19 protein-coding genes are annotated in these 26,215 nt (G+C 74.9%); 15 read left to right on the forward strand and 4 right to left on the reverse strand.

Going from position 1 to position 26,215, the window contains the following annotated elements:
• Positions 1–14 precede the first annotated feature (14 nt).
• Positions 15–1,205: an MAB_1171c family putative transporter gene (locus ACZ6KO_RS19060; RefSeq protein WP_469305145.1), complete on the forward strand. Its 1,191-nt coding sequence runs from the start codon at positions 15–17 to the stop codon at positions 1,203–1,205.
• Positions 1,202–2,671 (forward strand): NAD(P)/FAD-dependent oxidoreductase, encoded by a 1,470-nt coding sequence (locus ACZ6KO_RS19065; RefSeq protein WP_469305146.1) that lies wholly within the window; start codon positions 1,202–1,204, stop codon positions 2,669–2,671. The genes ACZ6KO_RS19060 and ACZ6KO_RS19065 overlap by 4 nt, the downstream gene beginning before the upstream one ends.
• 61 nt (positions 2,672–2,732) lie before the next feature.
• Here the strand turns inward: ACZ6KO_RS19065 and ACZ6KO_RS19070 are convergent, their stop codons facing one another.
• The 3 genes from ACZ6KO_RS19070 to ACZ6KO_RS19080 form a co-directional block, all read right to left on the reverse strand.
• Positions 2,733–3,647 (reverse strand): phosphatase domain-containing protein, encoded by a 915-nt coding sequence (locus ACZ6KO_RS19070; RefSeq protein ID WP_469305147.1) that lies wholly within the window; start codon positions 3,645–3,647, stop codon positions 2,733–2,735.
• Between the two features lie 5 nt (positions 3,648–3,652).
• Positions 3,653–4,861 carry an RNA ligase gene (locus ACZ6KO_RS19075; RefSeq protein WP_469305148.1) on the reverse strand — a complete coding sequence of 403 codons (1,209 nt, stop codon included), beginning with the start codon at positions 4,859–4,861 and terminating at the stop codon, positions 3,653–3,655.
• Positions 4,862–5,148: 287 nt separating this feature from the next.
• Entirely contained in the window at positions 5,149–6,363 is a 1,215-nt protein-coding gene (locus ACZ6KO_RS19080; protein WP_469305149.1) for a threonine synthase, read from the reverse strand.
• Between the two features lie 81 nt (positions 6,364–6,444).
• On the opposite strand from ACZ6KO_RS19080, the gene ACZ6KO_RS19085 reads away from it, so the two are divergent.
• The 13 genes from ACZ6KO_RS19085 (at position 6,445) to ACZ6KO_RS19145 (ending at position 25,814) form a co-directional block, all read left to right on the forward strand.
• On the forward strand, positions 6,445–7,437 hold the full coding sequence (locus ACZ6KO_RS19085) for a DUF1996 domain-containing protein (RefSeq protein WP_469305150.1): 993 nt from the start codon (positions 6,445–6,447) through the stop codon (positions 7,435–7,437).
• Between the two features lie 97 nt (positions 7,438–7,534).
• Complete coding sequence (locus tag ACZ6KO_RS19090; protein ID WP_401447079.1) at positions 7,535–8,116, forward strand: sigma-70 family RNA polymerase sigma factor; 582 nt, start codon at positions 7,535–7,537, stop codon at positions 8,114–8,116.
• Positions 8,113–8,829 (forward strand): anti-sigma factor family protein, encoded by a 717-nt coding sequence (locus ACZ6KO_RS19095; RefSeq protein WP_469305151.1) that lies wholly within the window; start codon positions 8,113–8,115, stop codon positions 8,827–8,829. Before ACZ6KO_RS19090 ends, ACZ6KO_RS19095 begins: the two co-directional genes overlap by 4 nt.
• Positions 8,830–9,193: 364 nt before the next feature.
• Positions 9,194–11,122 carry an AfsR/SARP family transcriptional regulator gene (locus tag ACZ6KO_RS19100; RefSeq protein WP_469305152.1) on the forward strand — a complete coding sequence of 643 codons (1,929 nt, stop codon included), beginning with the start codon at positions 9,194–9,196 and terminating at the stop codon, positions 11,120–11,122.
• Between the two features lie 168 nt (positions 11,123–11,290).
• Positions 11,291–13,537 (forward strand): TOMM precursor leader peptide-binding protein, encoded by a 2,247-nt coding sequence (locus tag ACZ6KO_RS19105; RefSeq protein ID WP_469305153.1) that lies wholly within the window; start codon positions 11,291–11,293, stop codon positions 13,535–13,537.
• Positions 13,527–15,425 carry a TOMM precursor leader peptide-binding protein gene (locus ACZ6KO_RS19110; protein WP_469305154.1) on the forward strand — a complete coding sequence of 633 codons (1,899 nt, stop codon included), beginning with the start codon at positions 13,527–13,529 and terminating at the stop codon, positions 15,423–15,425. The genes ACZ6KO_RS19105 and ACZ6KO_RS19110 overlap by 11 nt, the downstream gene beginning before the upstream one ends.
• Before the next feature lie 41 nt (positions 15,426–15,466).
• The gene (locus ACZ6KO_RS19115; protein ID WP_469305155.1) at positions 15,467–17,077 is read left to right on the forward strand and encodes a SagB family peptide dehydrogenase; all 1,611 of its coding nucleotides are present in this window, start codon (positions 15,467–15,469) and stop codon (positions 17,075–17,077) included.
• A gap of 17 nt (positions 17,078–17,094) precedes the next feature.
• Entirely contained in the window at positions 17,095–19,875 is a 2,781-nt protein-coding gene (locus ACZ6KO_RS19120; protein ID WP_469305156.1) for a lantibiotic dehydratase, read from the forward strand.
• On the forward strand, positions 19,863–20,954 hold the full coding sequence (locus ACZ6KO_RS19125; RefSeq protein ID WP_469305157.1) for a lantibiotic dehydratase C-terminal domain-containing protein: 1,092 nt from the start codon (positions 19,863–19,865) through the stop codon (positions 20,952–20,954). The genes ACZ6KO_RS19120 and ACZ6KO_RS19125 overlap by 13 nt, the downstream gene beginning before the upstream one ends.
• Complete coding sequence (locus ACZ6KO_RS19130) at positions 20,951–22,054, forward strand: peptidase M50 (RefSeq protein ID WP_469305158.1); 1,104 nt, start codon at positions 20,951–20,953, stop codon at positions 22,052–22,054. Before ACZ6KO_RS19125 ends, ACZ6KO_RS19130 begins: the two co-directional genes overlap by 4 nt.
• Before the next feature lie 108 nt (positions 22,055–22,162).
• Positions 22,163–23,125, forward strand: a complete 963-nt coding sequence (locus ACZ6KO_RS19135; RefSeq protein ID WP_469305159.1) for an ABC transporter ATP-binding protein — start codon at positions 22,163–22,165, stop codon at positions 23,123–23,125.
• Complete coding sequence (locus tag ACZ6KO_RS19140) at positions 23,122–23,877, forward strand: ABC transporter permease (RefSeq protein ID WP_469305160.1); 756 nt, start codon at positions 23,122–23,124, stop codon at positions 23,875–23,877. Before ACZ6KO_RS19135 ends, ACZ6KO_RS19140 begins: the two co-directional genes overlap by 4 nt.
• Positions 23,874–25,814, forward strand: a complete 1,941-nt coding sequence (locus ACZ6KO_RS19145; protein ID WP_469305161.1) for a TOMM precursor leader peptide-binding protein — start codon at positions 23,874–23,876, stop codon at positions 25,812–25,814. The genes ACZ6KO_RS19140 and ACZ6KO_RS19145 overlap by 4 nt, the downstream gene beginning before the upstream one ends.
• A 77-nt stretch (positions 25,815–25,891) precedes the next feature.
• Here ACZ6KO_RS19145 and ACZ6KO_RS19150 read toward each other — a convergent pair whose 3' ends face one another.
• Positions 25,892–26,065 carry a thiazolylpeptide-type bacteriocin gene (locus tag ACZ6KO_RS19150; RefSeq protein ID WP_007268044.1) on the reverse strand — a complete coding sequence of 58 codons (174 nt, stop codon included), beginning with the start codon at positions 26,063–26,065 and terminating at the stop codon, positions 25,892–25,894.
• Between the last annotated feature and the right edge of the window lie 150 nt (positions 26,066–26,215).

Genomic DNA, 26,215 nt, shown 5'->3' on the forward strand with positions numbered 1-26,215 from the left:
CCCCGAAACCCCCGATGAACGAGGATCTGACCTTCTACGCCATGGGCCTGGTGCTGCTCGCGGCGTTCGTCCTGAAGGTGCCCGCCCTGCTGCGGAACTGGAACGACATGCTCCAGCGCACCGTGTGCGCCCTGCTGTTCGTGGCGAGCCTGGTGTTCTTCACGGCCTCACCGCCCAGCATCGCCGCCGTCAACCGCTGGACCGGCATCCCCAACGTCGCCGCGCCGCTGGTGTACTGCGTGCTCAGCTCGTTCTCGGGCTGCTGCCTGGTGCTGCTGATCCAGTGGCGCGGCAACCGCGACGAGCGGGTCACGCGGCGCCAGGTGCGTTCCTGCATCGCGGCGTACGCCGCCGTCAACGTGGCGCTGATCGCGCTGTTCGTGCTGGCCGACGCGTCGGAGGAGCGGCTGCGCGACCTCGACACGTTCTACGCGAACACCCCGTACATGCGCGAGATGATCGTGCTGTACCTCCTCGCCCACATGGTCGCGGCCCTCACCATGACGGTGCTGTGCGCGCGCTGGTCGGTGCGGGTGCGCGGCTCGCTGCGGGCCGGTCTGGTGATCATCGTGGTGGGCTATCTGCTCAACATCGGGTACGACATCGTGAAGTTCAGCGCGGTCGGCGCCCGCTGGGCGGGCCACGACTGGGACGACCTGAGCACCGTGGTGGCCCCGGACCTGGCGTCCACCTCCGCGCTCCTGGTCGGCATCGGCTTCATGACCCCGCTGGTCGGCCAGCGGCTCGGGGACCGGTGGCGCAGCCTGCGCCAGTACCGGCGGCTGGCGTTCCTGTGGCGGGAGATGCAGGCCGTGGGCGACGGTCAGCCGCACGCCCTGCCCGGCGGCTGGACCCCGCTGGACATGCGGATCATCCAGCGGGTGCGCGACATCCACGACGGGATCCTCGCCCTGGCCCCGTACTACGACCTGGGCCTGCGCGAGCGGACCCACGCCACCGCGCTCGGGCAGGGCCGCACCCCGGCCGAGGCCGACGCCGTCGCCGACGCGGCGATGCTCGCGGCCGCCGGGGAACTGCGGCGGACCTGTGGAGCCGAGGGCCCGCCGCGGAGCGGTGACACACAAGTGGTCGTGTCGTCCCGGACCTCCGCCGGCCTGGTGCTGATGTCCCACGCCCTGGCCCACTCACCCCTGGTTGCCGCCGCCCGCCGGGGCGCGGCGCTCACAGAGAGCAGACCTTCATGACGCACGACCAGCCCCGCGCACCGCGCTCCGCCGTCACCCGCGCCGTCGTCCTCGGCGGCGGACTGGCGGGGCTGCTCACCGCGGCGGCCGTGCTCGGCCACGTCGACGAGGTCGTGGTCGTCGAGCGGCACCCCTTCCCCGAGGGACCTGAGCCGCACCGCGGGGTGCCGCAGGCCCGGCACGGGCACGTGCTGTGGTCGGGCGGCGCCGACGCCATGGAGGCCCTGCTGCCGGGCGTGCAGGAGCGCTGGAAGGCGGGCGGCGCGCACCGCATCGGCATTCCGACCGGGATGGTGTCCTACTCCACGCGGGGCTGGTACCGCCGCTGGGACACCGCGACGCACTACCTGATCGGCGCCAGCCGGGCGCTGCTCGACCACGGGGTGCGCGCCCAGCTGCTGGAGGCTCCCGGGCGCGGGACCACCGTCCGGTTCCTGGAGGGTGCCGAGCCGCTGCGGCTGCTCGGTGACGCCCGCCGGGTCGACGGGGTGCTGCTGCGCCGCTCCGACGGGACGGAGGAGGTCCTGGCGGCCCAGCTGGTGGTGGACGCGACCGGGCGCGGCTCGCGGGCCCCGCAGTGGCTGGCCAGGCTCGGGATACCGTCGGTGCCGGAGACGGTGGTCGACGCCGGCGTCACGTACGCCACCCGCGACTACCGGCCCCCGGCCGGCGCGGAGGTGGACTTCCCCGTCATCAACGTGCAGGCCGATCCGCGGGCGCCGCATCCCGGCCGGGTCTCCACGATCATCCCGATCGAGGGCGGCCGCTGGCGGGTCTGCCTGTCGGCCACCCGGGGCGCCGCGCTCGACGCCGACCCGGACGCCTTCGAGACGGCGGCCAGGGCGGCCCGGGCGGACCTGGTGGGCGAGTTCCTGGCGCGCGCCGAGCCGGTCTCCGACGTGTCGGTCGCGAAGAACACCGTCAACCGGCGCCGGCACTTCGAACGTCTCAGACGCACGCCGGACGGGTTCGTCGTGGTGGGCGACGCGCTGGCGGCGTTCAACCCCGTGTACGGACACGGGATGTCCGTGGCCGCGCTGGGGCCGCTGGCGCTGCGCGGTGTGCTGGAGAAGTCCGGCGACGTGCGCAGCCCCGGCTTCACGCGGCGGGCCCAGAAGGCGGTGGCCGGCTGGGCGGACGCCGCCTGGATCCTGTCGGCCGGGCAGGACGTCTTCTTCCCCGGCGCGACCGGGCGCCGGCCGAACGCCGTGGACCGGCTGCTGTCCCGGTACGTCGACCGGCTCATCCTCACGGCCACCGGTGACTACGTCGTCGTCGAGGCCCTCACCGACGTGATGACGCTGCAGAAGAAGGGGCAGCGGCTGGTACGGCCCACGGTGATGTGGCACGCGCTGCGGGGGCCGGGGATGCGGCCGCCGGCCGGCCCGGTCCTCACCTCGCGCGAGCGGGACCTGCTGCGCGGTGTGGGCGGCCCGGTGACCGACGCGCAGCCCGAGTCCGTCTGAGGCCGCGGCGCCGTCGCCCGGAGCCGCGGCCCCGGACGGCGGCCACGGCCACGGCCACGGCTCAGAAGTTGCCGTAGTTGACCTGCCAGGTGGGCAGGCCCATCCGCCGCCAGATGGCGACCACCCGGTCGCGGTCGTCGAGCGAGACCCGGACCGCGTAGCGGTGGCGTACGTGCCGGTCGAAGAGCTCGGCCTTGACGATGTCGTCGCGGCGGCCGTCGGAGGCGGCGCGCATCCACAGCTCGTCGTAGGGCACCTCGTGGCGCCGCAGCCACTCCTCCGTCTTCGCGCGGTGCTCCTCGCCGCGGCCCGACAGCAGCACGACGATGTCGCCGTCGGCGCGCCGGAAGGCGGACAGCGCCCGGCTCACCGACTCGTTGAGGACGTCCTCGTCGCAGCGGCTGAAGTCGTACGGGCCGCGGTCCCCGCGGATGGCCAGGGTGCCGTCGATGTCGCACATCACGGCGGAGGGCAGCGCCGGGTCCGCGACGTACGGCTCCACGGGGACCTCGTCGTTGAGCCACTCGGCGGTGAGCCGCCAGCCGCCCTTGGTGGCCTTGGCGTGCTTCTCGGCGAGGATACGGATGATCTCCTCGCCGACGGCGTGCGGGCGGGCGGCGTCGCGGCGCACGCACTCCTCCACGGGCACGTCGGTGAAGTCGTGCACGACGAAGGTGGCCAGGCCCGCGACGGCCGCCTTCAGCCGCTTGGGGATGTGCGGCGTCAGGTGGGTGTTGTCGACGACCACGTCGAAGCCGTCCTCGACGGCGGCCCGGACGGCGGCGTCCTGGATGGCGAGCACGGTCTGCTCGTGGGTGTAGGAGTGCCGGCGTTCGGGTGCCGGGATGTCGAGCATGCTCCGCAGGTCGTCGAGGTTGACGCGGCGTATCCGCCCCTCGGATCCGGCCTGGAGCCGCCGGGCGGCGGTGGTCTTGCCGGAGGCGGGCAGCCCGGTCATGACGTGGACGACGGGCACGGCTATCAGTTCTCCTCGTCGGTGGCGAACGGGTCGGACGCTTCCGGCCGTACGGACCGGTACGTCAGGAATGCGGTGGAGCGCCCGTCCAGGCGCAGGAACAGGGTGGCGCGCAGGCTCGCGTCGGGCAGGGCGCGCGCCGCGCGGGCGAACGCGCCGCGGTCGGCGCCGAGGTGCGCCAGCGGTGCGTACGCCTCGTCGATGGCCCGCTCGCGCGCGGCGAAGGCCTGCTCGATGCGGTCGATGACCCCGCGCACCCAGGTGTCGAACTCGTCGGGGACCAGCTCCAGCAGCGCGTCCAGCGGCTTGCCGCCCGAGGCCAGGACGTCCTCGGCGGAGCAGCCCAGTGCCTGGGCGACCTGCTGGGGCGGCAGGCCGGCGAAGCGCTGGATGCCGTGGCTGCGCCAGATGTCGCGCTCGGTGACGCCGGTGAGCACCTTGTGCAGGCGCACGTACTCGGCGAGCTTGGCCTTGGCGCGCACGCCGGACGCGAAGCGCAGCACGAAGCCCTCGGCGTCGGTGCCGGTGGCGGCCGCACCGCCGGGCAGGGTGTTGGACTCGGCCAGCGCGAGCAGGTCGGCGATCGGCATGGCGGGCCAGACGCGCACGACGGAGCCGATGCCGGTCCACGCGGCGGCGGCCTCGGCGAGCGGGACCTCGGTGCCGTCGGGGCCGAACGCGGCGAGCAGGACGAGGTCGCGGCGGTCGCCGTAGTCGACGACGATGCGGTTCTGCGGGTAGAGGATCTCCGCCAGGTAGGTCACGCCGGGGGTGAGGGCGCCGGTGTCCTTGCCGTCGAGCCGGCGCTGGGCCCAGGTCGCCTGGGTGCTGATGAAGGAACCCTTGGAGGCCACGCGCCACCGGCCCGCGTAGTGGAAGACCACCGCCAGGCTGCCGTCGACCTTGTCGTAGACCTCGAACGGCTCGTCGGGCAGGGCCGGGGCGTACGGCTGTCCGGACTCGTGCTCGCCGACGTTGAAGAACTTCGGCAGCGGCAGGGCGACGATCTCGCCGGTGGAGTCGTCGGCGACGAGGCCGCGGCAGCGCGTGGTGACCTGGTTCCAGACCCGCTCGTACTGCGCCGCCCGCGTGTAGGTGTAGATGGACAGCGGCAGGTCCGGGTGCGACTTGCGGGTGACGTGGCCGGCCTCGACGGCGGCGGCCAGCTCCTGCGGCGGCAGCAGGTCATGCAGAGTCAGGGTCGCCTGGCTCATGGGTTTCCTCCCGGTTGGTGGTGCTTCGATTCTCGTCGGCGGGAGGTGGTGACCGACAGCCAATTAAGGAGCGAGTGTACGCACGGCCCCCGCCTCGCTCCGTGGCGGGGGCTCCCGGCGCCGCTAGGCCGTCTCTTCCGGATCTTTCCTGACCCGCGCCGCCCGGCACCGCACCTCGCCGCGTTGTCGAGGCACCCGAGGACGTCCAGTAATCGGGAGCCTCTCCGCCTTGCGATGCACGGCACCGGACGACGCGGGCTTAACCGGCAAGATCCGAAAGAGACGACCTAGAGGACCCCGGCCTCGCGCAGGGCCCGCGCCACCGACGGCCAGGTCGGGTCGACCGGGTCGAGACCCGTGGTGGCCGTGTGGCGGTCCTTGAAGCCGCTGGAGGTGGACAGGCACACGACCGGGCCGTCGAAGCGGGTGCCGGTGGCCGCCAGGTGGTGGTGGCCCGCCAGACCCGCCGCCGCGGAGAGCTCGGGCCACAGGCCCTGGCCAGCCAGGGTGTCGCGGGCGGCGGCCAGTTCGGTGTCGGTGAGCAGCAGGGCGCCGCCCCCGCTGTCGAGGACCGCGCGGACCGCCCGGTGGCCGCTGACCGCGCAGTCGATGGCGTACGCGTCGGTCGCGCCGACCCGGACCACCGCCGCCGGGACGCCCGTGCGCAGCGCCGCGGCCAGGGGGCCGCCGGCGGCGGGCTCGCAGCCGTACATGCGGGGCACCCGGTCGGTGACGCCGAGGTCGCGCAGTTCGCGGAAGCCCTTCCAGACGCCGAAGAGCAGTTCGCCGTACCCGGTGGGGGCGAACACGGCCGCCGGGACGCCGAGGTCGGCGTGGATCTCGTACGCGATCGTCTTGTAGCCCTCGGGGCCGAAGGCGTGGCCGGTGTGGGTCGGGGTGAGGTTGCTGACCGTGTGGAAGCCGAGCCGGTCGGCGATCTCGTTCAGCAGCGGCCAGCGGCGCTCGGCCGGGACGGGCAGCACCGCGGCCCCGTAGGCCTGGAGGAACGAGGCGACCGCCGGGGGCGCGCCCGCCGAGGCGAGCACGATGCAGCGCAGGCCCGCCCGGGCGGCGTACGCGGCCGCGGAGGCACCGTGGTTGCCGGAGGAGGCGACCGCGATGCCCTCGGCGCCCAGGTGGACGGCGGCGCTGACGGCGACCCGGTTGAGGCGGTCCTTGTGGCTCCACGTGGGGTTGCGCGACTCGTCCTTGATCCACACCTCGTCGCCGAGGGCGATCAGCGGGGTGCCGCCCTCCCCCAGCCCCGGGGCGTCGAGCGGCGGCAGCAGCGGGGCCCAGCGGTCCAGGCCGCCGGGCGCGGGGTCCCCGTGCGGGAAGAAGCCGGCCGGCAGGTCGGCGTAGGCGTAGTCCACCTCGACGGGGAAGACCAGGCCGGGCCCCGCCGTCTTCGGGCAGCCGCGCGGCAGCGGGGGCCACAGGGGGTAGTGGATCCCCGGGTCCCCCATCGACCGCTGCGTCCGTGCCAGCGAACCGGCGCTCATGAGCCGTCCCCTCTCGTCATCCGGACTCCCGACATCCAGTCAGGTTGACGATTGTGGCAGGCAGCGGCGACCGTGACCGGCATGGGGAAAGAACGCCGACTGCTCACTGTGATCATCTGCCTGGTGCTGGGTGGCGGTCTGGTCGCGGCCGTGCTCGGCGCCACCGTGGTGGACGGGCGTCACCAGGCCTCCCCCGGCGGCCCCGTACCGGCCCGGGAGTACGTGGACATCGCCGACGTCGCCCCCGGCCCGCAGGACCCGCGTCCCGGCCCGGACGCGGCCACGGGGACGGCGGTCGTGGAGTGCGGCCGTAACGAGGAGGCGCACTACAACCAGGACAACCTGGTCGTTTCACCCGGTCTGCCGGGCGGGGCGCACCACACCCACGCGTACGTCGGCAACCTGTCCACCGACGCCCTGTCGACCGACGCGAGCCTGGCGGCGGCGGCCACGACCTGCCGCGGGGGCGACCGGTCGACGTACTACTGGCCGGTGCTGCGCCGGACCGACCGGCAGGGCACCCGCCCGTTCGAGCACGCGGCCGGGCACGGGAACGCCGGTGAGATCCTGGCTCCGGCGGCGGTGACGGTGCGCTTCCGGGGCAATCCGGTCGGCAAGGTGGTGCCGATGCCCCGCTTCCTGCGCGCCATCACCGGTGACGCGGTGGCGTTCACCGCGCGCAGCGATGCCGACGTGCGGGCCCGGTGGGGGTGTTCTGGCAGTCCGGACCGCTTCACCACGAAATACCCCAAGTGCCCACGGAGTGAGCGCCTGACGCGCACCCTGGACTTCCCCAGCTGCTGGAACGGCCTGGACACGGCACACGAGGACCGCACCCATCTGCGCTTCCCGGCCGCCAACGGGGTCTGCCCGCGGGGCACGTTCGCAGTGCCGCAGCTGCGGATCTCCCTCGCCTACGACCTCGCCCCGGGGGTACCGATCGCCCTGGACTCCTTCCCCGAGCAGCGGCACAGCCCGAAGACCGACCACGCGATGTTCGTCAACGTGATGACGGACGAGCAGATGGCGGGGATCGTCGGCTGCCTCAACGAGGGCCGCGACTGCCGCGACTGACCGCGGCCGGGTGTGAGCCGCGTCACGTGAACTCCTGCCGCCGAGGTGACGTGTACCGGGCGACGCAGGCGTCGAAGCACGAAGCAAAGAGGGTGAGATGGCCGGACCACTGTGGCCCCGCAGTAGGCGGGGCTCGACCGATGAAGCGCTGATCAGGTCGGTGTACGAGGAGCACGGCAACGCCCTGCTCGGCTACGCCACCCGGCTGACCGGTGACCGCGCGGTCGCCGAGGACGTCGTCCAGGAGACCCTCATCCGTGCCTGGCGACACTCGGAGGTGCTGGTCAACGGCAAGGGTTCGGTGCGCGGCTGGCTGCTGACGGTCGCCCGCAACATCATCACCGACCGCTACCGTGCCAGGGCGGCCCGCCCGGCGGAGGTGGCGGGCTCCCCCGCCACGGTGCCGGTGGAGGTGGACCACGCCGACGCGGTGGTGGACGCCATGACGGTGCTGGGCGCCCTCGACCAGCTCTCCCCGGAGCACCGCAACGTCCTGACGGAGTTGTACTACCGCCAGCACAGCGTGGCCGAGGCGGCCGACAGCCTCGGCATCCCCGAGGGCACGGTCAAGTCGCGCTCGCACTACGCGCTCAAGGCCCTGCGCGAGGTGTTCAGAGAACAGAGCAGCAGCCCGAGCAGGCCCAAGCAGCCCGCCGGACTCAGGGAGGTGGTCGCATGAACCGGCAGCAGCACGAGGAGGAACTCCTCGGTCCGTACGTCCTCGGCGTACTCGACGAGGACGAGGCCCGACGGGTGGCGGAGCACGTGAGCGAGTGCGTCCACTGCCGGCGGGAGGTGGAGGCATTGCGGGAGATGGAGGCCGCACTCGGCGAGGTGCCCGACGAGGCGTTCTGGGACGGCCCGCCCGAGGGCGGGGACCTGCTGCTCCAGCGCACGCTGCGGCAGATGCGGAGCGAGCGCAGCGGCGCGCGGCGCCGCCAGTGGGCGGTCGCGGGACTGGCGGCGGCGGCCTCGCTCGCGGCCGTGTTCTGGGCCGGCACACAGACGGCCGGCGGCGACGACCGGGACGTGGCGCTGCCCCCGCCGCCCTCGGCGTCGGCTCCGGCGCCCCCGCCGGCGGGGACGAAGACGGCCTCGGCCACCGACGCGACCACGGGCGCGCGGATGACCCTGACGATGACACCGGCCAAGCAGTGGATCCGCGTGCACGCGGCCGTGACCGGGATCGCGCCGGGCGAGCGCTGCCGCATCGTCGTGGTCGGGCGGGACGGCAGCCGGACCACGGCCGGCGGCTGGGTCGTGGGCAGCCAGGAGAACGGCGAGGCCAAGGGCGCCTCGCTGGACGGATCCGCGGCGGTCGACCCCAAGAACGTCAAGGAGATCGTGATCGAGAACGAGGCGGGCAGGAAGTTCGTCGCCGTCCCCGTGTAGGCGCACGCGCCCCAACGGCCCCGCACCCTCAGGGTGCGGGGCTTTTCTTTCGGCCACCGCCTTCCACCAATGGCCGGATACAGGCCTTGAATTCAATTCAGGGGGTGGGCTTGGATGGCGCCGCCACCCCAATTCGTTTACGCCTGAACAGTTTTGACGGACCGACGGTAACTGCGCGAAACGCGCAGGTTACGGAGAAGCGAGAAAACCCCAAGAAGGCACAAATAAGCACCCTCCAGCTCGACTTCCACAAGATCCGCTAGGTAAGGTTCCAGTTATTCACCGCCCAACGGGGGGCGGAACGTCGACCATTGACCTTGGTCCGGACCATAACCCCGGCACGCCTGTCGGGGGATCCATCATCATGCGGTTCCAGCTCCTGGGGCCTTTGAGCATTGCGCACGGCCCCGAAACCGTCGTCCTCAAACCCTCGAAACCCACGAATCTGCTCGCCACCCTCCTGTTGCACCCCGGTACGGTCGTCTCGGCCACCCATCTCCTGCACGCCGTGTGGGACGAGGAACCCCCCGCCACCGCGCGGGCGGCTCTGCAGACGTGCGTCCTGCGGCTGCGCAGGCTGTTCGCCAAGTACGGCATCTCGGCCACCACCATCGAGGCCGTGCCCGGTGGTTACCGCATGCGCGCCGACGCCCGCACGCTCGACCTCGTGGCGTTCCGCTCGCTCGCGGCCGGCGCCGCGAGCGCCACCGGCCGCGGCGAGGAGCTGTACCGGCTGCGCGAGGCGCTGTCCCTGTGGCAGGGACCGCCGCTCGCGAACGTGGCCTCGCGGCTGCTGCACCGGGACGCCGTGCCCGCGCTCGAGCAGGAGCGGCTACGGGTGCTGGAGCGGGTCTGCGACCTCGAACTGGCCGCCGGGAACTGCCATCAGGTCCTGGTCGACCTCTACGACACCGCGCGCCGGCACCCCGTGCGCGAGCGGTTCACCGAGCAGCTCATCGAGGCGCTCTACCGCACCGGCCGCCAGGCGGAGGCCCTCGCCGAGTACCGGACCGTACGGGACCGGCTGCGCGAGGAGCTCGGCATCGATCCCGGGGCAGGGCTGCAACGGCTGGAACTGGCCATCCTGCGCGCGGAGGAACTCGGCGGCGGACCCCGGCGGCCGCGGCTCCCGCGTGCGGACGCCCCCGGGACCGCCGACGCCCCCGGTGCGGGCGGGGCGGGCAGCACGGGTGGTCCCGGCGGTCCGGACGGCACGGGTGGGACCGGCACTCCCGCCCTGCCGGCCGCCCCGGTCCCGTCCGCCCTGCCCGCCGTGCCCGCCCTGCCCGCACCGGGGGCGTCGGCGGCCGGCGCGGCCCCGGTCCACCCCGTCCAGCCGCCGCCCGGCTTCGTGGGGCGCACGGCCGACCGCAGGGCCATGACGGCCCAGCTCGCGGCCGCCGACGGGCCCCGGCTGGTCGTGGTGTCCGGCGCGCCCGGCATCGGCAAGTCCGCGCTGGCCCGCGCCTGCGCGTACGACGTACGGGACGGCTACCCCGGCGGGGTGTACGTGGTGCCGCTGGCCCGGCCGGACGGCACGTCCGTCACCGTCGAGGAGGCCCTCGGGCTGCTGCCCGGACCCGGCGGCGACGGGCGGCGGCTGATCGTCCTCGACGACGCCGCGGGCGCCTGGCAGGTCCTGCCGCTCCTGCCCGCGGCCACCACTGGCGACACCCGGGTGGTGATCACCAGCCGGCGCGGGCTGGCCGCCGTGGTCGCCACCCACGGCGGCGCCGTGCACCGGCTGGGCGTGCTGGAGGCCGGCGAGGCGTACGAGCTGCTGACCGGGCTGGTCGGCACCGCGCGGATCGCGTCCGAGCCGGAGGCGTCGGCCGAACTCGCCTCCGTGTGCGGCCACTTCCCGCTGGCGCTGCGCATCGCCGCCGGGCGGCTGCTGACCCGGCCTGGGCTGTCGGTGGCCGACTTCACCACCTGGCTGGCGCAGGACCCGCCGGCCCGGCTGGCGCTGGCGGAGGATCCCCGGCTGTCGGTGCCCGGGGTGTTCGGGCAGGCCGTGGCCGCGCTCGCCCCCGAGCTGCGCGAGGCGTTCCGGCGGCTGGGCGAGGGCGGGCCGGAGCAGGACCCCGGCACGGTCGTGGACGAGTCCGTACTCGAACAGCTCGTGGAGGCCGGGCTGCTGGAGGACGGGCCGCCCGGGCCGTACCGGCTGCACGCCCTGCTGCGGCTCTACGCGCGTCGGTACGCGGATCCGGACGCGCCCGGACGGACCCCGGACCGGACCCCCGCCCGGACCCCGGACCGGGACCGCGTGCCTCCCGCCGCCGTGCGCTAGCGCCGCACAACCCGCCGCCCCGATAGTCCCCGTGTCCCGGCCGCCACCGGCCCGCCGCGTCCCGCCCCTCGTCGCTCCCCTCAGCCCGCTCCCCTCCCCCGCCCCCCTCCGCCGTTCCCCTCCGCCCGTTCCTCCCCCTTCCCTCCCGACCGCACCCAGGGGTGTCCCATGGCCCGAACGACCTATGAAGCCCTCGCCGCGACCCGGCCCCGGATCCGCCGGGACGTGCTGTTCACGCGCACTCCGGACGGGGTGCTGTTCCACAACTCCGACGGCGGCTTCCGGCTCACCGCCGGCTCGGCGTACCGCTTCGCCACGCTGATCGTCCCGCACCTGACCGGTGAGCACACGGTCGCCGAACTCTGCACCGGGCTCGGCGAGAAGCAGCGCGCCATGGTCTGCGATCTCGTCAAGACCCTCTACGAACGGGACTTCGCCCGCCCGGCGGCCGCACCGGAGCCCTCCGCCGCCCCGGCCCTGCCCGCCGCCGTGGCCCGCCGGTTCGCCCCGCAGATCGCCTACGCCGACCACTACGCCGACGACGCCGAGGCCCGGTTCCGTGCCTTCCGCGAGGCCCGCGTCGCCGTCCTCGGCGAGGACCTCGTGGCCCGCTGGTGCGTGCTCGGCCTGATACGCAACGGCTCCGCGGCCGTCGGCGTGCTGCCCGGCCTGGACACCGCGGAGGCACGCGCCGAGGCGGCCGAGGCCGCGGCCGACGGCTGCCCCGCCGAGATCCGTGAACTGACCCGTGGAGCGGACACGCCGGACTGGGCCGCGCTCGACGGCTACGACGTCGTCGTGGTCACCGGTGGCACGGCGGCGCCCGCACGGCTGCTGCCGCTGCTGCGGGCGGGCGTACCCGAGGGCCGCACCCTGCTGGCGGCCTGGTCCTACGGCTCCCACGCCGTCATCGGTCCGCTGATGCGCCACGGCACCGCCGCCTGCTGGGCCTGCGCCGCGCTGCGGCTCGGCGCCGGAGCGGCCGCGGACGGCGCGGGCGCGGCGGCCGACCTGTGGAGCGCGCTGGCGCTGCCGGGCACCACCCCGGCGGCCGGGGCCGAACCTGGCCGCCCGCTGGCCGCGATGATCGGCAACCAGCTCGCGTACGAGGTCTTCCGGGCCGCCTCGGGCGCGCTGCCCGCCGAGACCGCCGGGCAGATCATCGTCCAGGACATGGAGTCCCTGGACGTCTCCGCCGAACCGCTCCTGCCCCACCCGCGCTGCCCGCTGTGCGCCGGGCACGGCCCCGCGGCCGAGGAGGAGGCGGCACGGGCCGCCGCGCGCCCGGTGCGGCTGACGGAGGCCGGTACCTCCGGCGCGCCCGCCCTGCCCACCCTCGCCACCGCCCGTGACGCCGACGCGCTCGTCGAGGAACTGAACCGGCGCTCGGTGCTGGTACGGCCGTACGCGGGGGTGTTCACCCGGTACGCGGACGAACCGCTGACCCAGATCCCGCTGAAGCTGAGCGTGGTCGAGCTGGGCATCGGGCACGCGGGCCCCCGCAGGATCGCCGCCTTCGACGTGCACCACGTCGCGGGTGCCCGGATGCGGGCCCTGGACGCCGCCGCCCTCGCATACGCCGAGCACGTGGTGCCCGCGCGGGGGCTGGTGGACGCCGGCCGCGGACGGCCCGCCGGGGCCCTGGCCCTCGCCTCCGGGGTGCCGGGGGAGGTCGCCGCCCATGTGCAGGGCGTCTCGCTGGTGACCAAGGAGCCGGTGCTCGTCCCGGCCGGTGCGGTCCGCCCGTTCGGGCCGCACAACACCGGACGGCTCTTCGAGCGCACCCGCGCCGGTGCGGGCGCGGGCCCCGCCCTTCCCGACGCGGCCGCCGCCGGGCTGCTCTCCGCCCTGGCCCACGACGCGCTGCTGCGGGCCGTGCGCGGCGCGGCGGCCCGTACGGTGCCGCTCGGAGAGGGGAGGGACTGCGAGGGTGCCGAGGGTACCGACGCCGAACTCACCTTCCTGATCCGGTCGGCGGACCGCCTGCGGACCCCCGTCGAGCTGCTGGACCTGGGCGAGGACCGGGTGAGCGGCGTCCACGTGCTGCTGGCCCGCTCCGGCGCCCGCTGGGCGGTCGGCGCCGACCTGGACCGCGCCGCCGCCGCCGTGGCCGCGCTGCGGGACCTGCTGGGCGCGGTGCAGTACGAGGCGGACGCGGCGGCCGGGACCACGGCGGCCGACACCGGCGACCCGCTGCTGGGCGACCTGGACCCGCGGACACTGACCGTCGACGGGCCGGCCCCGGACCCGGCCGGGGCGGACGTGCCGGGCTGGACCGAGGTGCTGGAGCGGCTGGCGGCGGCCGGACGCGACGCCTACGTGGTGCCGACCGGCTCGGCGGACCTGGCCTCGGCCGGGCTGCACACGGTCCGCGTGCTGCTCACGGCGGTGCGGGAGCCCGGCGATGACGCCTGATCTCGAGGCGGGGCTGGGGGCGGGGGCCGCCGCGCGGTTCGGCGCGCTGCTGGGCCGGTCCCTGGACGCCCTGGGCGCGGCGCCGGTACGGCTGTCGGTGCTGGGCCTGCACGACGCGTTCACCGCCCCGGTCCCCGCCCCGGACGCGGCGGACGACGCCGCGGTGTCCGTCCATCTGTACGGCCACCAGGCGGTGGTCGGGGCGCCCGGCGGGTGCCCGCGCTGCCTGGAGCGGCGCTGGCAGGCGGTCCGGTCGGTGGCCCTGCGCGACGCGCTGGAGCTCGGCGGCGGCACCCGGCCGGCGGGTCGGTGGCCGTACGCGCACGCCTTCGCCGCGCAGGCGCTGGCCGCCCTGGTGGCCGCCGTCGCGGCCGCCCCGGCCGCCACCGGGGTGTTCGGCGACGTACGGCTGATGGACCTGCGCGACGGCACGGTCCGGCGCTACCCGCTGGTCCCGGACCCCGAGTGCCCCCGGTGCGCCGCTCCGGAGGCGGACGGGCCGGGCGCGCCGGCCATCGGGGCCGCCCCCAAGTACCGGCCGGGGGTGTTCCGTACCCGGCCGATCGAGTCGTACGGGATCGACGTGGCGGCCTTCGCGAACCCGCTGTGCGGTGCGCTGGGGCCGTCGCTGGTGCAGGACGTCTCCTCCACGTCCACGTCGGCGACCATCGGCTGCTTCTCGATGCGCTCGGGGGAATACCTGCGCGAGACGTTCTGGGGCGGGCACACCGACTCCTTCGGCCGCAGTGCGCGGGTCGGGGTGCTGGAGGGCCTGGAGCGGTACGCCGGCATGCGCGCCCGCTCGCGCACGACCAGTGTCCGGGCCTCGCTGACCGCCCTGGGCTCCGCGGCCGTGGACCCGCGCGAGGTCGGGCTGTACGACGAGGCGTTCCACCGGGCCAACCCGCGGGTGCGGCCCTTCGACCCGGACCGCGAGATCCCCTGGGTGTGGGGCTGGTCGCTGCGCGACGAGGAACCGCGGCTGGTGCCGGAGATCCTGACGTACTATCACGCGCCGGGCCTGGAGAACCGGTTCGTGCAGGAGAGCTCCAACGGCTGTGCGTCGGGCGGGAGTCTGGCCGAGGCCTGCTACTTCGGGCTGATGGAGGTCGTGGAGCGGGACGCGTTCCTGCTCACCTGGTACGGGCGGCAGGCGCTGCCCGAGATCGACGCGTCCAGCAGCGCGCGGCCGGCCACCCGGGCCATGGTCGACCGGCTGGCGATGTACGGCTACCGGGCGCGGTTCTTCGACACCCGGATCACCTTCCCGATCCCCGTGGTGACGGCGGTCGCGGAGCGGTTCGACGGCGGACCGGGGCGGATGTGCTTCGGCGCGGGGGCCGGGCTCGACCCGGAGTCGGCGCTCGACTCCGCGCTGTGCGAGATCGCGACCGACGCCGTGAACCTGCCCGGGCGCACCGAGCGCGACGAGGCGCGGCTGCGCGCCATGGCCGCCGATTTCGACCTGGTGACGGCGCTGCACGACCATCCCCTGGTGTACGGGGTCCCGGAGATGGGCCGGCACGCCGACTTCCTGTTGCGGGCGCCGCAGGGCCGGCTCCGCGAGGTGGCGGACCTGCGGTGGCCCGACGCGTCGGGCGCGGCCGCCTCGGACGACGTCCGCGAGGACCTGCGCCGCTGCGTGGCGGCGGTGGGCGGGGCCGGGTTCGACGTGGTGGTGGTCGACCAGAGCCTGCCCGAGCAGCGGGCGCTGGGCCTGCACACGGTGAGCGTGCTGGTCCCCGGGCTGCTGCCGATCGACTTCGGCCGCTCGCGGCAGCGGGCGCTGGGCATGCCCCGGCTGCGGACCGCACTGCGCGCGGCCGGACTGCGCTCGCGCGACCTGGAACCGGGCGACTTCAACCCGGCGCCGCACCCCTTCCCGTGACCCGGCCGCCAGCGGCTTCCCAGACGAACGCAGGAGGAACCGTGGGCTACGCCCATGCTTACGCCAACGACATCATGTACCGCGGCCGGATACCGATGGAGCCCGCGGACTTCGTGCCGGACTGGGCCGACCGGCCCCGGAAGGCGAAGTTCTACCCGGGTGCGGACACCTTCCCGCTGCCGGCGGCGGCCGCCGCGGCTCCCGGAGCGGGCGGGCGGCAGGGTTTCACGCTGCCGCTGCTCGGCGGGATGCTCCAGGACTCGTACGGGTTCACCGGGCGCCGGCTGGCCGTGCAGGCCAACACCGACCTGGCGGCCCTGCCCCACTACACGCACGCCAACTGGTCGCGGGGCACGGCCTCGGGCGGCGGGCTGTACCCGGTCAGCGTCTACTGGGCGGCCGGGGCGGGCGGACCGTTCACGCCCGGGCTGTACCACTACACCCCGCACCACCACGCGATGCGCAGGCTGCTGACGGGCGATGTCACCGGTGAGGTGCGCGCGGCGCTCGGTGAGGGGGCGGGCGGAGCGGGCGGCGGCACCGGCCAGTACCTGATCCTGGGGGTGAAGTACTGGCAGAACGCCTTCAAGTACAACAGCTTCTCCTTCCACGCCGTGAGCATGGACGTCGGGGCGCTGCTGCAGACCTGGCGGCTGTGGGCGCACGGGCAGGGCTTGCGGATCGCGCCCGCGCTCTGGTTCGACGAGGAGCGGCTGGCGGCCCTGCTGGGCGTCGAGTCCCGGGACGAAGGGGTCTTCGCGGTCCTGCCGCTGGAGTGGGCGGGCACCGCCCCCGCCCCGGCCGCCCCGGCCGCCCCCGCCTCTGCGGCCCCCTCCCCGGCCGCCTCGGCCGTCCCGCCGCACGCCGCGCCCGCCGTACGCCGCCGGGATCGCGAACGCTCCCGTACGGTCCTGGAGTTCGAGACCCTGCACCGCATCCACGAGGCCACCCTCGGCCGGGCCGCCGACCGCCCGGCACCGCACGCGCTGGACGCGGCCGCCGCCTTCCCGGTGCGCGGAACCGCCCCGCTGGCGCTGCCCGCCGTCCCCGACGCGCCGCTGGACACCGCGGCCGCTCTGCGGGCCCGGCGCAGCAGCTTCGGCCGCTTCGAGGCGAGCCGTCCCCTCGGCGCGCCGGAGCTCGCGGCCACCCTGGCGGCGTGCGCGCGGACCTCGGTCGGCTGCGAGGCCGAGCGCCCGGACGGGCCCCGGCTGACCGCCCTGTACGCCTTCGTCAACCATGTGGAGGGGATCGAGCCGGGGACGTACGCCTACGATCCTGGGGCCCACACGCTGCGCCTGGTGGCCGCCGGCCCGCCCGGACCGTTCCTCCAGCGCACCTACTTCCTCTCCAACTACAACCTGGAGCAGGCGGCCGCGGTCGTCGTCCCGACGGTGCGCACCACCGCGGTCCTCGACGCCGTCGGCGACCGGGGCTACCGGCTGGTCAACGCGACGATCGGCGCGGTCGCGCAGACCTTCTACACCACCGCGGCCGCCCACGGCCTCGGCGCCGGCGTGGCCCTCGGCTTCGACAACGTCGCCTACGTGGAGGAGCTCGGGCTGTCCGGGACCGACGAGGCCCCGCTGCTGATCATGCTGCTCGGTCACGAGCGGCCGCGGCCCGCCGACTTCCGGCACGAGATCGCCTGAGGGGAGCGGACACCACCATGAACGACATCGACGACCCCACCACGCGCTGGCACGCGGGCGAGCGCTTCATGCTGCGCGTGGCCGGACTGCCGCTGGCCCGCGTCGACGCCCTGCGCTGCCCGGACACCGCGAGCTGGGCGGCGGAGGTCCTGGCGGCCGAGGAGGAGCTGGGCGCGGACGCGGAGCGGCTCGGCGAGCTGCTGCACCGGGCGGTGGGCGCCACCGATCCCGCGCCCGACGGCCCGGGCTCCGTGCAGCGGCGGGAGCTGCTGCGGCTGCGGCGCCAGATCCACAACGGCCGGCCGCCGTCGCGGCCCGAGGACGCGGTGACGGCCCTGGCGGCCGTCGACGCGGCGGCCGGTGAGGAGCTGGCCGGCTGGCTGCGCCGGCGCCGCCACCTGGAGAAGCTGCTGGCGGACGGGCCGGCGCTGCTGACCGGCGAGCTGGCCCGGGGCCGGGCCGCGCTGCGCGGCCTGCTGACGGACGACCGGCTGCGGCTGGGGCTGCTGCTGGCCTCGCCGGTGCTGGAGGGCCAGCTCGACGGGTACCTGGCCGCGACCGGGACACCGGCCGGGACTCAGCCCGGGACGCCGATCGGGACGCCGACCGGGCGGGCCCGCAAGGCGGAGCGCTCGGCGCTGAGTTACGTCTACCGCACGGCGTGCAAGACCAGCCCGTTCAGTACGTTCACCGCCGTCGCCACCGGCCGGTTCACCGGGGACGGCGGCCAGAACCCGCCCGTCCTGCGGGTGGCGGACGACTGGGAAAGCCATGTGCGTCTCAACGTCGTGGTGCTGGCGCGGCTGGCCGAGCTGATCCTGGCCGACCCGGTCCGGCGCCGGGACCTGCCGCTGCGGCTCGCCTCCGGCTGGGGCCACGAGGAGGACCGGATCCGCTACGTGCGGCGCTCGGTCACGGCCGGCGACGACTCGGCGGCGGTCACCTTCGACGCCGTCCGGGACCGGCTGTTCTTCCTGCGCCGCAGCGGGACCCTGGACCGGCTGCTGGCGCTGTTCGCCGACCGCGCCGAGCTGCGCCACCAGGAACTCGCCGGCTGGCTGGCCGCCGAGCACGGCGCCGGCGAGGAGGACTGCGAGGCGTACATCGCCGCGCTGCTGGAGCTCGGCATGGTCCGGGTGCCGTGCCTGGACACCGAGGTGCACAGCGGCGACCCGCTGCGCTCCTTCCAGCGCGCGCTGACCGGGCTGGACGCCCCGTGGGCACGGCGGCTGGCGGCCCTGCTCGACGCGCCCGCCGCGGCCCTGGAGCGCTACCCGGACGCCGGCCACGGCGAACGCCTCGACCTGCTGGGGGCCGTGCGCTCCGGGCTGCGCCGGGCGCAGGAGGAACTGGGCGCGCCGGACGCGGCCCTGCCGCAGACGCTGCTGTACGAGGACGTGAGCGCGGGCCGCGACCTGGCCTTCCCGGCGCCCGACTGGGCCGGGCTGCGCTCGGTCGAGCGGATCCTGCCCGCCTTCGACCTCACCCTGGCGCAGCGGATCACCTTCGAGGGGTTCTTCACGGCCCGCTACGGGGCCGGCGGGCGCTGCGAGGACCTGCTGGGCCTGGTCCACGACTTCCACGAGGACTTCTTCGACCAGTACCTGTCGTTCACCGCCCGCCGCAGGCCGTTCGACGAGCGCGGCGAGTACGTGGCCGAGGAGAACTGGCTGGGGCTGGCGGGCATCCGGGCCCTGGATGCCTCCCGCCGGACGTTCGTCGCCCGGATGCGGGCGGCCTGGTCGGCGTACGGGGACGGCACCGGCGAACGGGGAACCGGCGAACTGCGGCTGACCAACGCCGACATCGACGCGGTCGCCACCGAACTCGCCCCCGTGGCACCCGGGTTCGCCCCGCGCTGTCACCACCTCCAGCTGGCGAGCGATCCGGGGACGGGCACCCCGCTGACGGTGCTCAACCGCGCGTACGGCGGACTGGCCTTCCCCTTCAGCCGGTTCACGCACGTGTACGACGGCGCCGGAGCCCCGCCCCTCTCCGAGGAGCTGCGGGCGACGGCCGCCGATGTGACCCCGGAGGGCGCGGTGTTCGCGGAGGTCACCGGCGGGCCGGTGACCACCAATCTGAACCTGCACGGCCGGCTGACGGAGTACGAGATCGTCTGCCCCGGCGAGAGCGGCACCCTGCCCGAGGACCGGCGGCTGCACCTGGACGACCTGTACGCCGCGCACGACGTGACGACCGGCCGGGTGTCCTTGCGCTCGCACCGGCTCGGCCGCCAGGTGATCCCCGTCTACCTGGGCTACCTGGTGCCGCTGGCGCTGCCGGCGATCCCGCGCACCCTGCTGCTGCTCTCGCCGTCGTCGATGTCCCCGCTGGACGTGTGGGCGGGCGTGCCGGAGGGTCCCGCCCGGGACGGGGTGACGACGCGCCCGCGCGTGGTCCACGGCGACGTGGTGCTCAGCCGCCGCAGCTGGACCACCACCGCCGGCGACCTGCCCGTCCGCGGCGCCCTGGAGGCGGACCACTTCCTCCGGTGGCAGCGGTGGCGGCGTACGCACGGCGTGCCGGAGCGGGTGTTCGCGACCGTGTCGGCGGGAGCCTCGGCCGCCGGCGCGAAGCCGGCGTACGTGGACTTCGCCAGTCTGCTCTCGCTCTCGGCGTTCGAGACGCTGCTGCGCGATCCCTCCCACCGGGTCGTGTTCCGCGAGATGCTCCCGGACCCCGGCTCCCTGCACACCTCGTCGGCGCGCGGCGCGCACGTCGCCGAGCTGGCGGTGGAGACCTTCACGACCACGACCGTCCGAGCCCAGGAGGGCGACGCCCGATGTCGAAGCTGACCACCCCGACCGCGGCCGCCGGTCAGGCGGCATCCGCCGTACCGGACGGGACGCGCGGTGCCTGGCAGGCGCTGCACGTCTTCTACGCCGCCAATCCGCAGCCGCTGCTGGTGAACTGCGTCCGCCCGCTGATCGCGGAGCTGTCCGCCGAGGGGCTGCTGGCGGGGCATTTCTTCATCAACTACTGGCTGGAGGGCCCGCACGTGCGGCTGCGGCTGCGGCCGGCGACGCCCGCGGCGGAGCCTGAGGTCCGGCGGCGCGCCGAGGAGGCCCTGACCGCCTTCCTGCGGACCCGGCCGGCCCTCTACGAGGTGGATTCCGGATTCCTCAACGAGTTCTACAACACCCTTTTCGACATCGAGTTCCCGGAGGGCGACCGGGCCGCGTTCATGGGACCGGACGGCCGGATGAATCTGCGGCCCAACAATTCCTTCTCCTGCGAACCGTACGAGCCGGAATTCGGGAAATACGGCGGACCGGCCGGAGTCGAGCTCGCGGAATGGCATTTCGCGCACTCCAGCGACCTGGTGATCGACGCCCTGCGCCGGATGAACCTGCACCTGCGCACCGTGCTGCTGGGCACGTCGGCGCAGCTGATGATGGTGATGGCCGGGGTGTTCCTGCCCGACCGCGAGGAACTCGGCGACTACCTGGACCGCTACTACACGTTCTGGCACCAGGCGTTCCCGGGCACCGGGTTCATCGGCTCCAGCGAGTACGACCGTACGTACGCGCAGACCGCTCCGGGGCTGGCGCGCCGCTTCGCCGCCGTGCGCGAGGCCCTCGCCGGGCAGGACACCGGGCGGCTGCCCGCGTTCCTGGCGGGCTGGGCCGAGCACTGCCGTGAGCTGCGGGAGCGGGCCGAGGCCCTGGCCGTCGGCGGGGAGCTGGTCTTCCGGTCCTGGGACGGCACCCGCGACGAGCGGGTGACCGATCCGGCGGAGGCCCTGCCGCGGCTGCTCTCCCCGTACATGCACATGACCAACAACCGGCTGCACGTGACGATCCGGGACGAGGCCTACCTGGCGCACCTGCTGGGCCGGGTGCTGCGCGAGGGCCCGGCGGGGAGCGCGCCGTGACCGGCGGCCGGGCCCCCTCGCTGCTGGAGCACCGGCCGGCGCTGCGCCCGGAGGTGCTGCTCTCGCCGCCGCTCCTGAACGGTCCGGCCACCGTGCACCTGGTCAAGGACCCGGTGTCGGGGGCGGCCTTCGAGATCGGGCCGAAGGAGTACTTCCTGATCTCGCGGCTCGACGGCTCGCGCAGCCTCGGCGAGATCGGCGGCGCGTACGGCCGGGCCTTCGGCCGCCGGCTCGACGAGCGCAACTGGCAGCAGCTGCTGGCGCTGCTCGGCAGCCGGCGGCTGCTGTCGGGCGGCCCGCCGCCGGAGCCGGCCGCCCCGCGGACGCGCCAGCTGGAGGGCGGGCTGCTGCGCGGCAGCCTGCGGCTGGTGGCGGACGCCGACGCGGCCACCACGCGCCTGCACCGGGGCTTGCGGCCCCTGCTGCACCCGGTGGTGCTGGGCGCGCTGCTGCTGGTCTGCCTGGCCATGGAGGCGGTGCTGGTGGCCGGGGCCGGGCGGCTGGCCGGTGACCTGCTGTGGCTGCTGGGCCATCCCGTGGGGATCCTGGCCGTGGCCACGCTGCTGTGGCTGAGCACGGCGCTGCACGAGTTCGCGCACGGGGTGGCGGCCACCCATGTCGGGGGCACGGTCGGCGAGATCGGGCTGCGCTGGCGGCTGCCGGTGGCGATCATGTACTGCCGGGTCGACAACTACCGGTACCTGCCGCGCCGCCGGGACCAGCTGGCGGTGGCCGGCGCGGGCGCCTTCGCCAACCTGCTGTTCCTGCTGCCGTTCTGCGCGTGGTGGGCGGCCCTGCCCGCCGACGACCCCACCGGCCGCACACTCTCCGCGCTGCTGCTGCTCGGCAGTGCGCAGGCCCTGGTCAACCTGGTGCCGCTGCCCCCGCTCGACGGCTACACGCTGCTCGGTCACGCGCTGCGGGTGACCCGGCTCGCGCCGGCCTCCGCCGCGTACGTACGGCTGCGTACGCCCGACCGGGCCGCGTACCCGGCGCGGGCCCGCCGGGTCTACCTCGGCTACGCCGTCGGATCGGCGCTGACCGTGGCCCTGCTGGCGGCCGCGCTCACCGGGGCGGTCTGGTACGCGCTGACCCGCTGACCGGCTGACCCGGCGACCCCGCCGACCCCGCAAGCCCACCACCCACCGACCCATCCCGACCCCAGACCGAACACCACCCCGACCACCACACCGAGGGACGCACCACCCATGACAACTGACAGCACCCGGTCGCCCGGATCCGCGGCGATCTCCGTACAGGACGTGACCAAACGCTACGGCGACCGCCAGGCCGTGGCGGGGGTGTCCCTCGACGTGCGCCGCGGCGAGTTCCTGGGCCTCCTCGGCCCGAACGGCGCGGGCAAGACCACCCTCATCGAGATCATGGAGGGCCTGCGGGAGGCGGACTCCGGCACCGTGCGCGTGCTCGGCCAGAGCCCGTGGCCGCGCAACACCGCGCTGCTGCCGCGGATCGGCGTACAGACCCAGGCCTCGGCCTTCTTCGTCCGGCAGACCGCGCGCGAGCACCTGGTGACCGTGGCCGGGCTCTACCGGACGGAGCCGGCGGCCGCGGACCGCACCCTGGCGCTGGTCGGCCTGACCGAGCAGCGCGACGTCCTGGTCGAGAACCTCTCCGGCGGGCAGCGCCAGCGGCTCGCGATCGCCTCCGCGCTGGTCCACGGCCCCGAGCTGATCTTCCTGGACGAGCCGACCGCGGCGCTCGACCCGCAGGCGCGCCGCGACCTGTGGGAGGTGCTGCGCACGCTCAAGGGCGAGGGGCGCACCATCGTCTACACCACCCACCACCTCGACGAGGCCGAGGCGCTGTGCGACCGGGTCGCCATCCTCGTCGCGGGCCGGATCGCCGCCCTGGACTCCCCGCACCAGCTGGTGACCGCGGCCGGAGCACCGTCCCGGCTGCTGCTGCCGGCCGGCCGGATCGACGTCGAGCGGGCCGCGGGCCTGCCCGGCGTCGACCGGGCGAGCGTCCAGGGCGGTTCGCTGGTCCTGGAGACCGCCTCCCCCGGCCGGGTGCTGCAGGCCGTCGACGCCCTGACCGGACTCGACGGCGTGCTGACCCGTACCGCCACCCTCGAGGACGTCTACCTCGAGCTCACCGGCGCCGCCCACGCGCCCGACCACACCCCCACCGCCACGGAGTACCAGGCATGAGCGCGTACACGGCCCTGACCGCGGCCGGCTACCGGGCGCAGGTCCGGGACAAGGCCACCCTCTTCTTCACCTTCGCCTTCCCTCTCCTCTTCCTCGTCGTCTTCGGCCTGATCTTCAGCGGCCAGGACGTCGAGGAGTCCGGCCGCCCGTACATCTCCTACATAGCCCCCGGCGTGATGTCGTGGGGTGTCGCCAACGCGGCCGTCTTCGGCATCGCGTTCACCCTGATGCAGTGGCGGCGCGACGACCTGCTGCGGCTGATCCGGCTGACGCCGACGCCGCTGACCACGGTGCTGGCCTCGCGGTACGTGCTGGCCGTGGCCGTCGGGGTGGTGCAGGCGGCGGTGTTCGTCGCGGTGGCGATGCTGCCCGGGTTCGGCCTGGAACTGGACGCGCGGTGGCCGCTGGTGCTGCCCGCACTGGTGCTGGGCATCACGGCGTTCATGGCGATCGGCGTGATCGTCGGGACGTACGCGAACACGCCGGAGGCGGTCGCCGCCATCGCCAACTGCATGATGGTGCCGATGGCGTTCCTGTCCGGGTCCTTCCTGCCGCTGGACCTGATGCCCGACTGGCTCCAGCAGGTCTCGCGGGTCCTGCCGCTGCGCTACCTCAACGACGCGGCGAGCGCGGCGCTGACCGGCAGCGGGTCGGTCGGCACGATCGGCATCGGGTGCGCGGCGCTGCTCGGGTTCGCGCTGCTGTTCGGCGCGATCGGGCTGAAGACCTTCCGCTGGAGCAACCGGACATGACGGCCTCCACGCCCATGCCCGCCGCCGCCCCTCCCGCGGCGCGCGCCGACGTGACCCCGCTGGAGGCGGCCCGCGGGCAGCTGGCGCGGGCCCTGGCCGACCGGGGCGCGGACGTGGTGACCCTGGGCGTCCACGACGCCCTCGGGCCGCGCGCCGCCGACCCGTTCGCCGCGACGCGGCCCGCAGCGACCGTGCACCTGAGCGCCGGGGCCGTGCTCGTCGGCCCGTGGGGCGGCGACGGCGGCGCGCCCGCGTGCGGGCAGTGCCTGGCCATGCGCTGGCAGCGGCTGCGCAGCCGCAGCGAGCGCGACGCCCTGGAGACCGGCACCGGGGAGGTCACGGCGGCCGGCGGTCCCTGGCCGCGGCTCTCGCCGTTCGCCCTGGACGCGGCGTACGCGCTGCACGCCGCCGTCTTCGGCGGGTCGGTGCGGGCGCCGGGACCCGAGGACGCCGACCGGGCCCTGCCCCAGGTGTCCCGGCTGGACCTGAAGACGTTCCAGGTGCGGACGTATCCGCTGCTCGCCGATCCGCTGTGTCCCGACTGCGGGCCGCGGGCCGCGGACGTCCCGGAGCCGTTCACCCCGCGGGCCCGGCCCAAACCGGCGCCGGGCGCCCAGCGGCTGCGGGCGGCCTCCTCGTACCCGATGCCGTACGCGGCGCTCGCCAACCCGGTGTCGGGGGTGCTGGGCGGCGGAACCTGGATCAACGTCACCTCGCCGACGACGGCGCCGGTCGCGGGCAGCGTGTTCATGCGCGGCTACGCGGGCCTGACCGACGTGACGTGGAGCGGGCAGGCCAACAGCTTCACGGCCAGCCGGGACCTGGCGTACCTGGAGGGGCTGGAGCGGTACGCGGGCACCCACCGGCGCACCGGGAGCACCCTGCTGACGGCCTCGTTCGCGGAGCTGGGCGAGCGGGCGCTGGACCCGGCCGCGTGCGGGTTCTACCCGCCGCAGACCTACCGGGACGATCCGCTGGTCTCGCCGTTCGATCCCGAGCGGCCCATTCCGTGGGTGTACGGGCACTCGCTGCGCGACGACCGGCCGGTGCTGGTGCCGGCCCGGCTGGTGCACTACAGCGCGGGGCTCGCGGCGGACAACTTCGTCTTCGAGTGCTCCAACGGCTGCGCCATCGGCAGCTGCCCGGAGGAGGCTTTGCTGGGGGCGCTGCTCGAACTCGTCGAGCGGGACGCGTTCCTGCTGGCCTGGTACGGCGGCCTGCCGCTGACCGGGATCGACCTGGCGTCCGTGCCGGGCCCTGCGGTGCGCACGATGGCGGACCGGGCGGCCCTGCAGGGGTACGACGTGCACGCCTTCGACAACCGGATCGACCTGGGTATCCCGGTCGTGACGGCGCTGGCGGTACGGCGCGACGGCGGGCCGGGGCTGTTCTCCTTCGGGGCGGGCGCCGCGCTGGACCCGGCGGCGGCCGTGGAGGCCGCGCTGTCGGAGGTGCTGACGTACATTCCGCACCTGCCGGGGCAGGTGGCCGGGCGGCGCGCCGAACTGGAGGCGATGGCCGCCGACTTCGGCCGGGTCCGCCATCTGAAGGACCACGCCCAGCTGTACGGCCTGCCGGAGATGGCGAAGCACGTCCGTCCGTACCTGGAGCCGGTGGCGGTGCGGCCCCTGGAGGCGGTCTTCGGCCGGCGGCCGGTGACGGACGACCTGCGCGAGGATCTGGGCCTGGTCGTCGGCGAGTTGACGGGGGCCGGGCACGACGTGATCGTCGTGGACCAGACGACGCCCGAGCAGCGCCGGATCGGGCTGCACACCGTGTGCGCGGTGGTCCCGGGGCTGCTGCCGATCGACTTCGGCTGGTCACGGCAGCGGGCGCCGTACATGCCGCGGCTGCGGACGGCGGCCCGGCGGGCGGGGCTGCGCGAGCACGACCTGACGGACGCCGAGATCCGGATGGTGCCGCACCCGTTCCCGTAGCCGCGGCCGTTGCCGCGGCGTGCCGATGCCCCCGTTTCCCCGGTGTCCACCGGGGAAACGGGGGCATCGGCGACTGCTCAGGCCGAGCAGGACGTGGTGCTCGTGGTGGAGGAGCACGTCGAGGTGGAGCTGCAGCTGGTGGAACCGGCGAGCACGACCTCGCTGGCGTCCGAGTAGTCGGAGATCTCGAAGGTCTCGGACTCCAGCTCCAGGATCTCGTCGGCGAGCGAGGCCAGCGGCGACTTCTCCATGATGACTCCCAAGGGGTCGAAGGCGGTTGCGGCGCCGGACCGGCGCCGGGACCCATCACAACCCCTGTCCGTGTCAGCCGACCCCACGATCCGCTGACAGAAAGTGTCAGCGGGGTGCCGGGGCCGCCGGACCGCGCCCGGGCGACCATG

It is taken from the genome of Streptomyces sp. NPDC042102 (assembly GCF_055582305.1).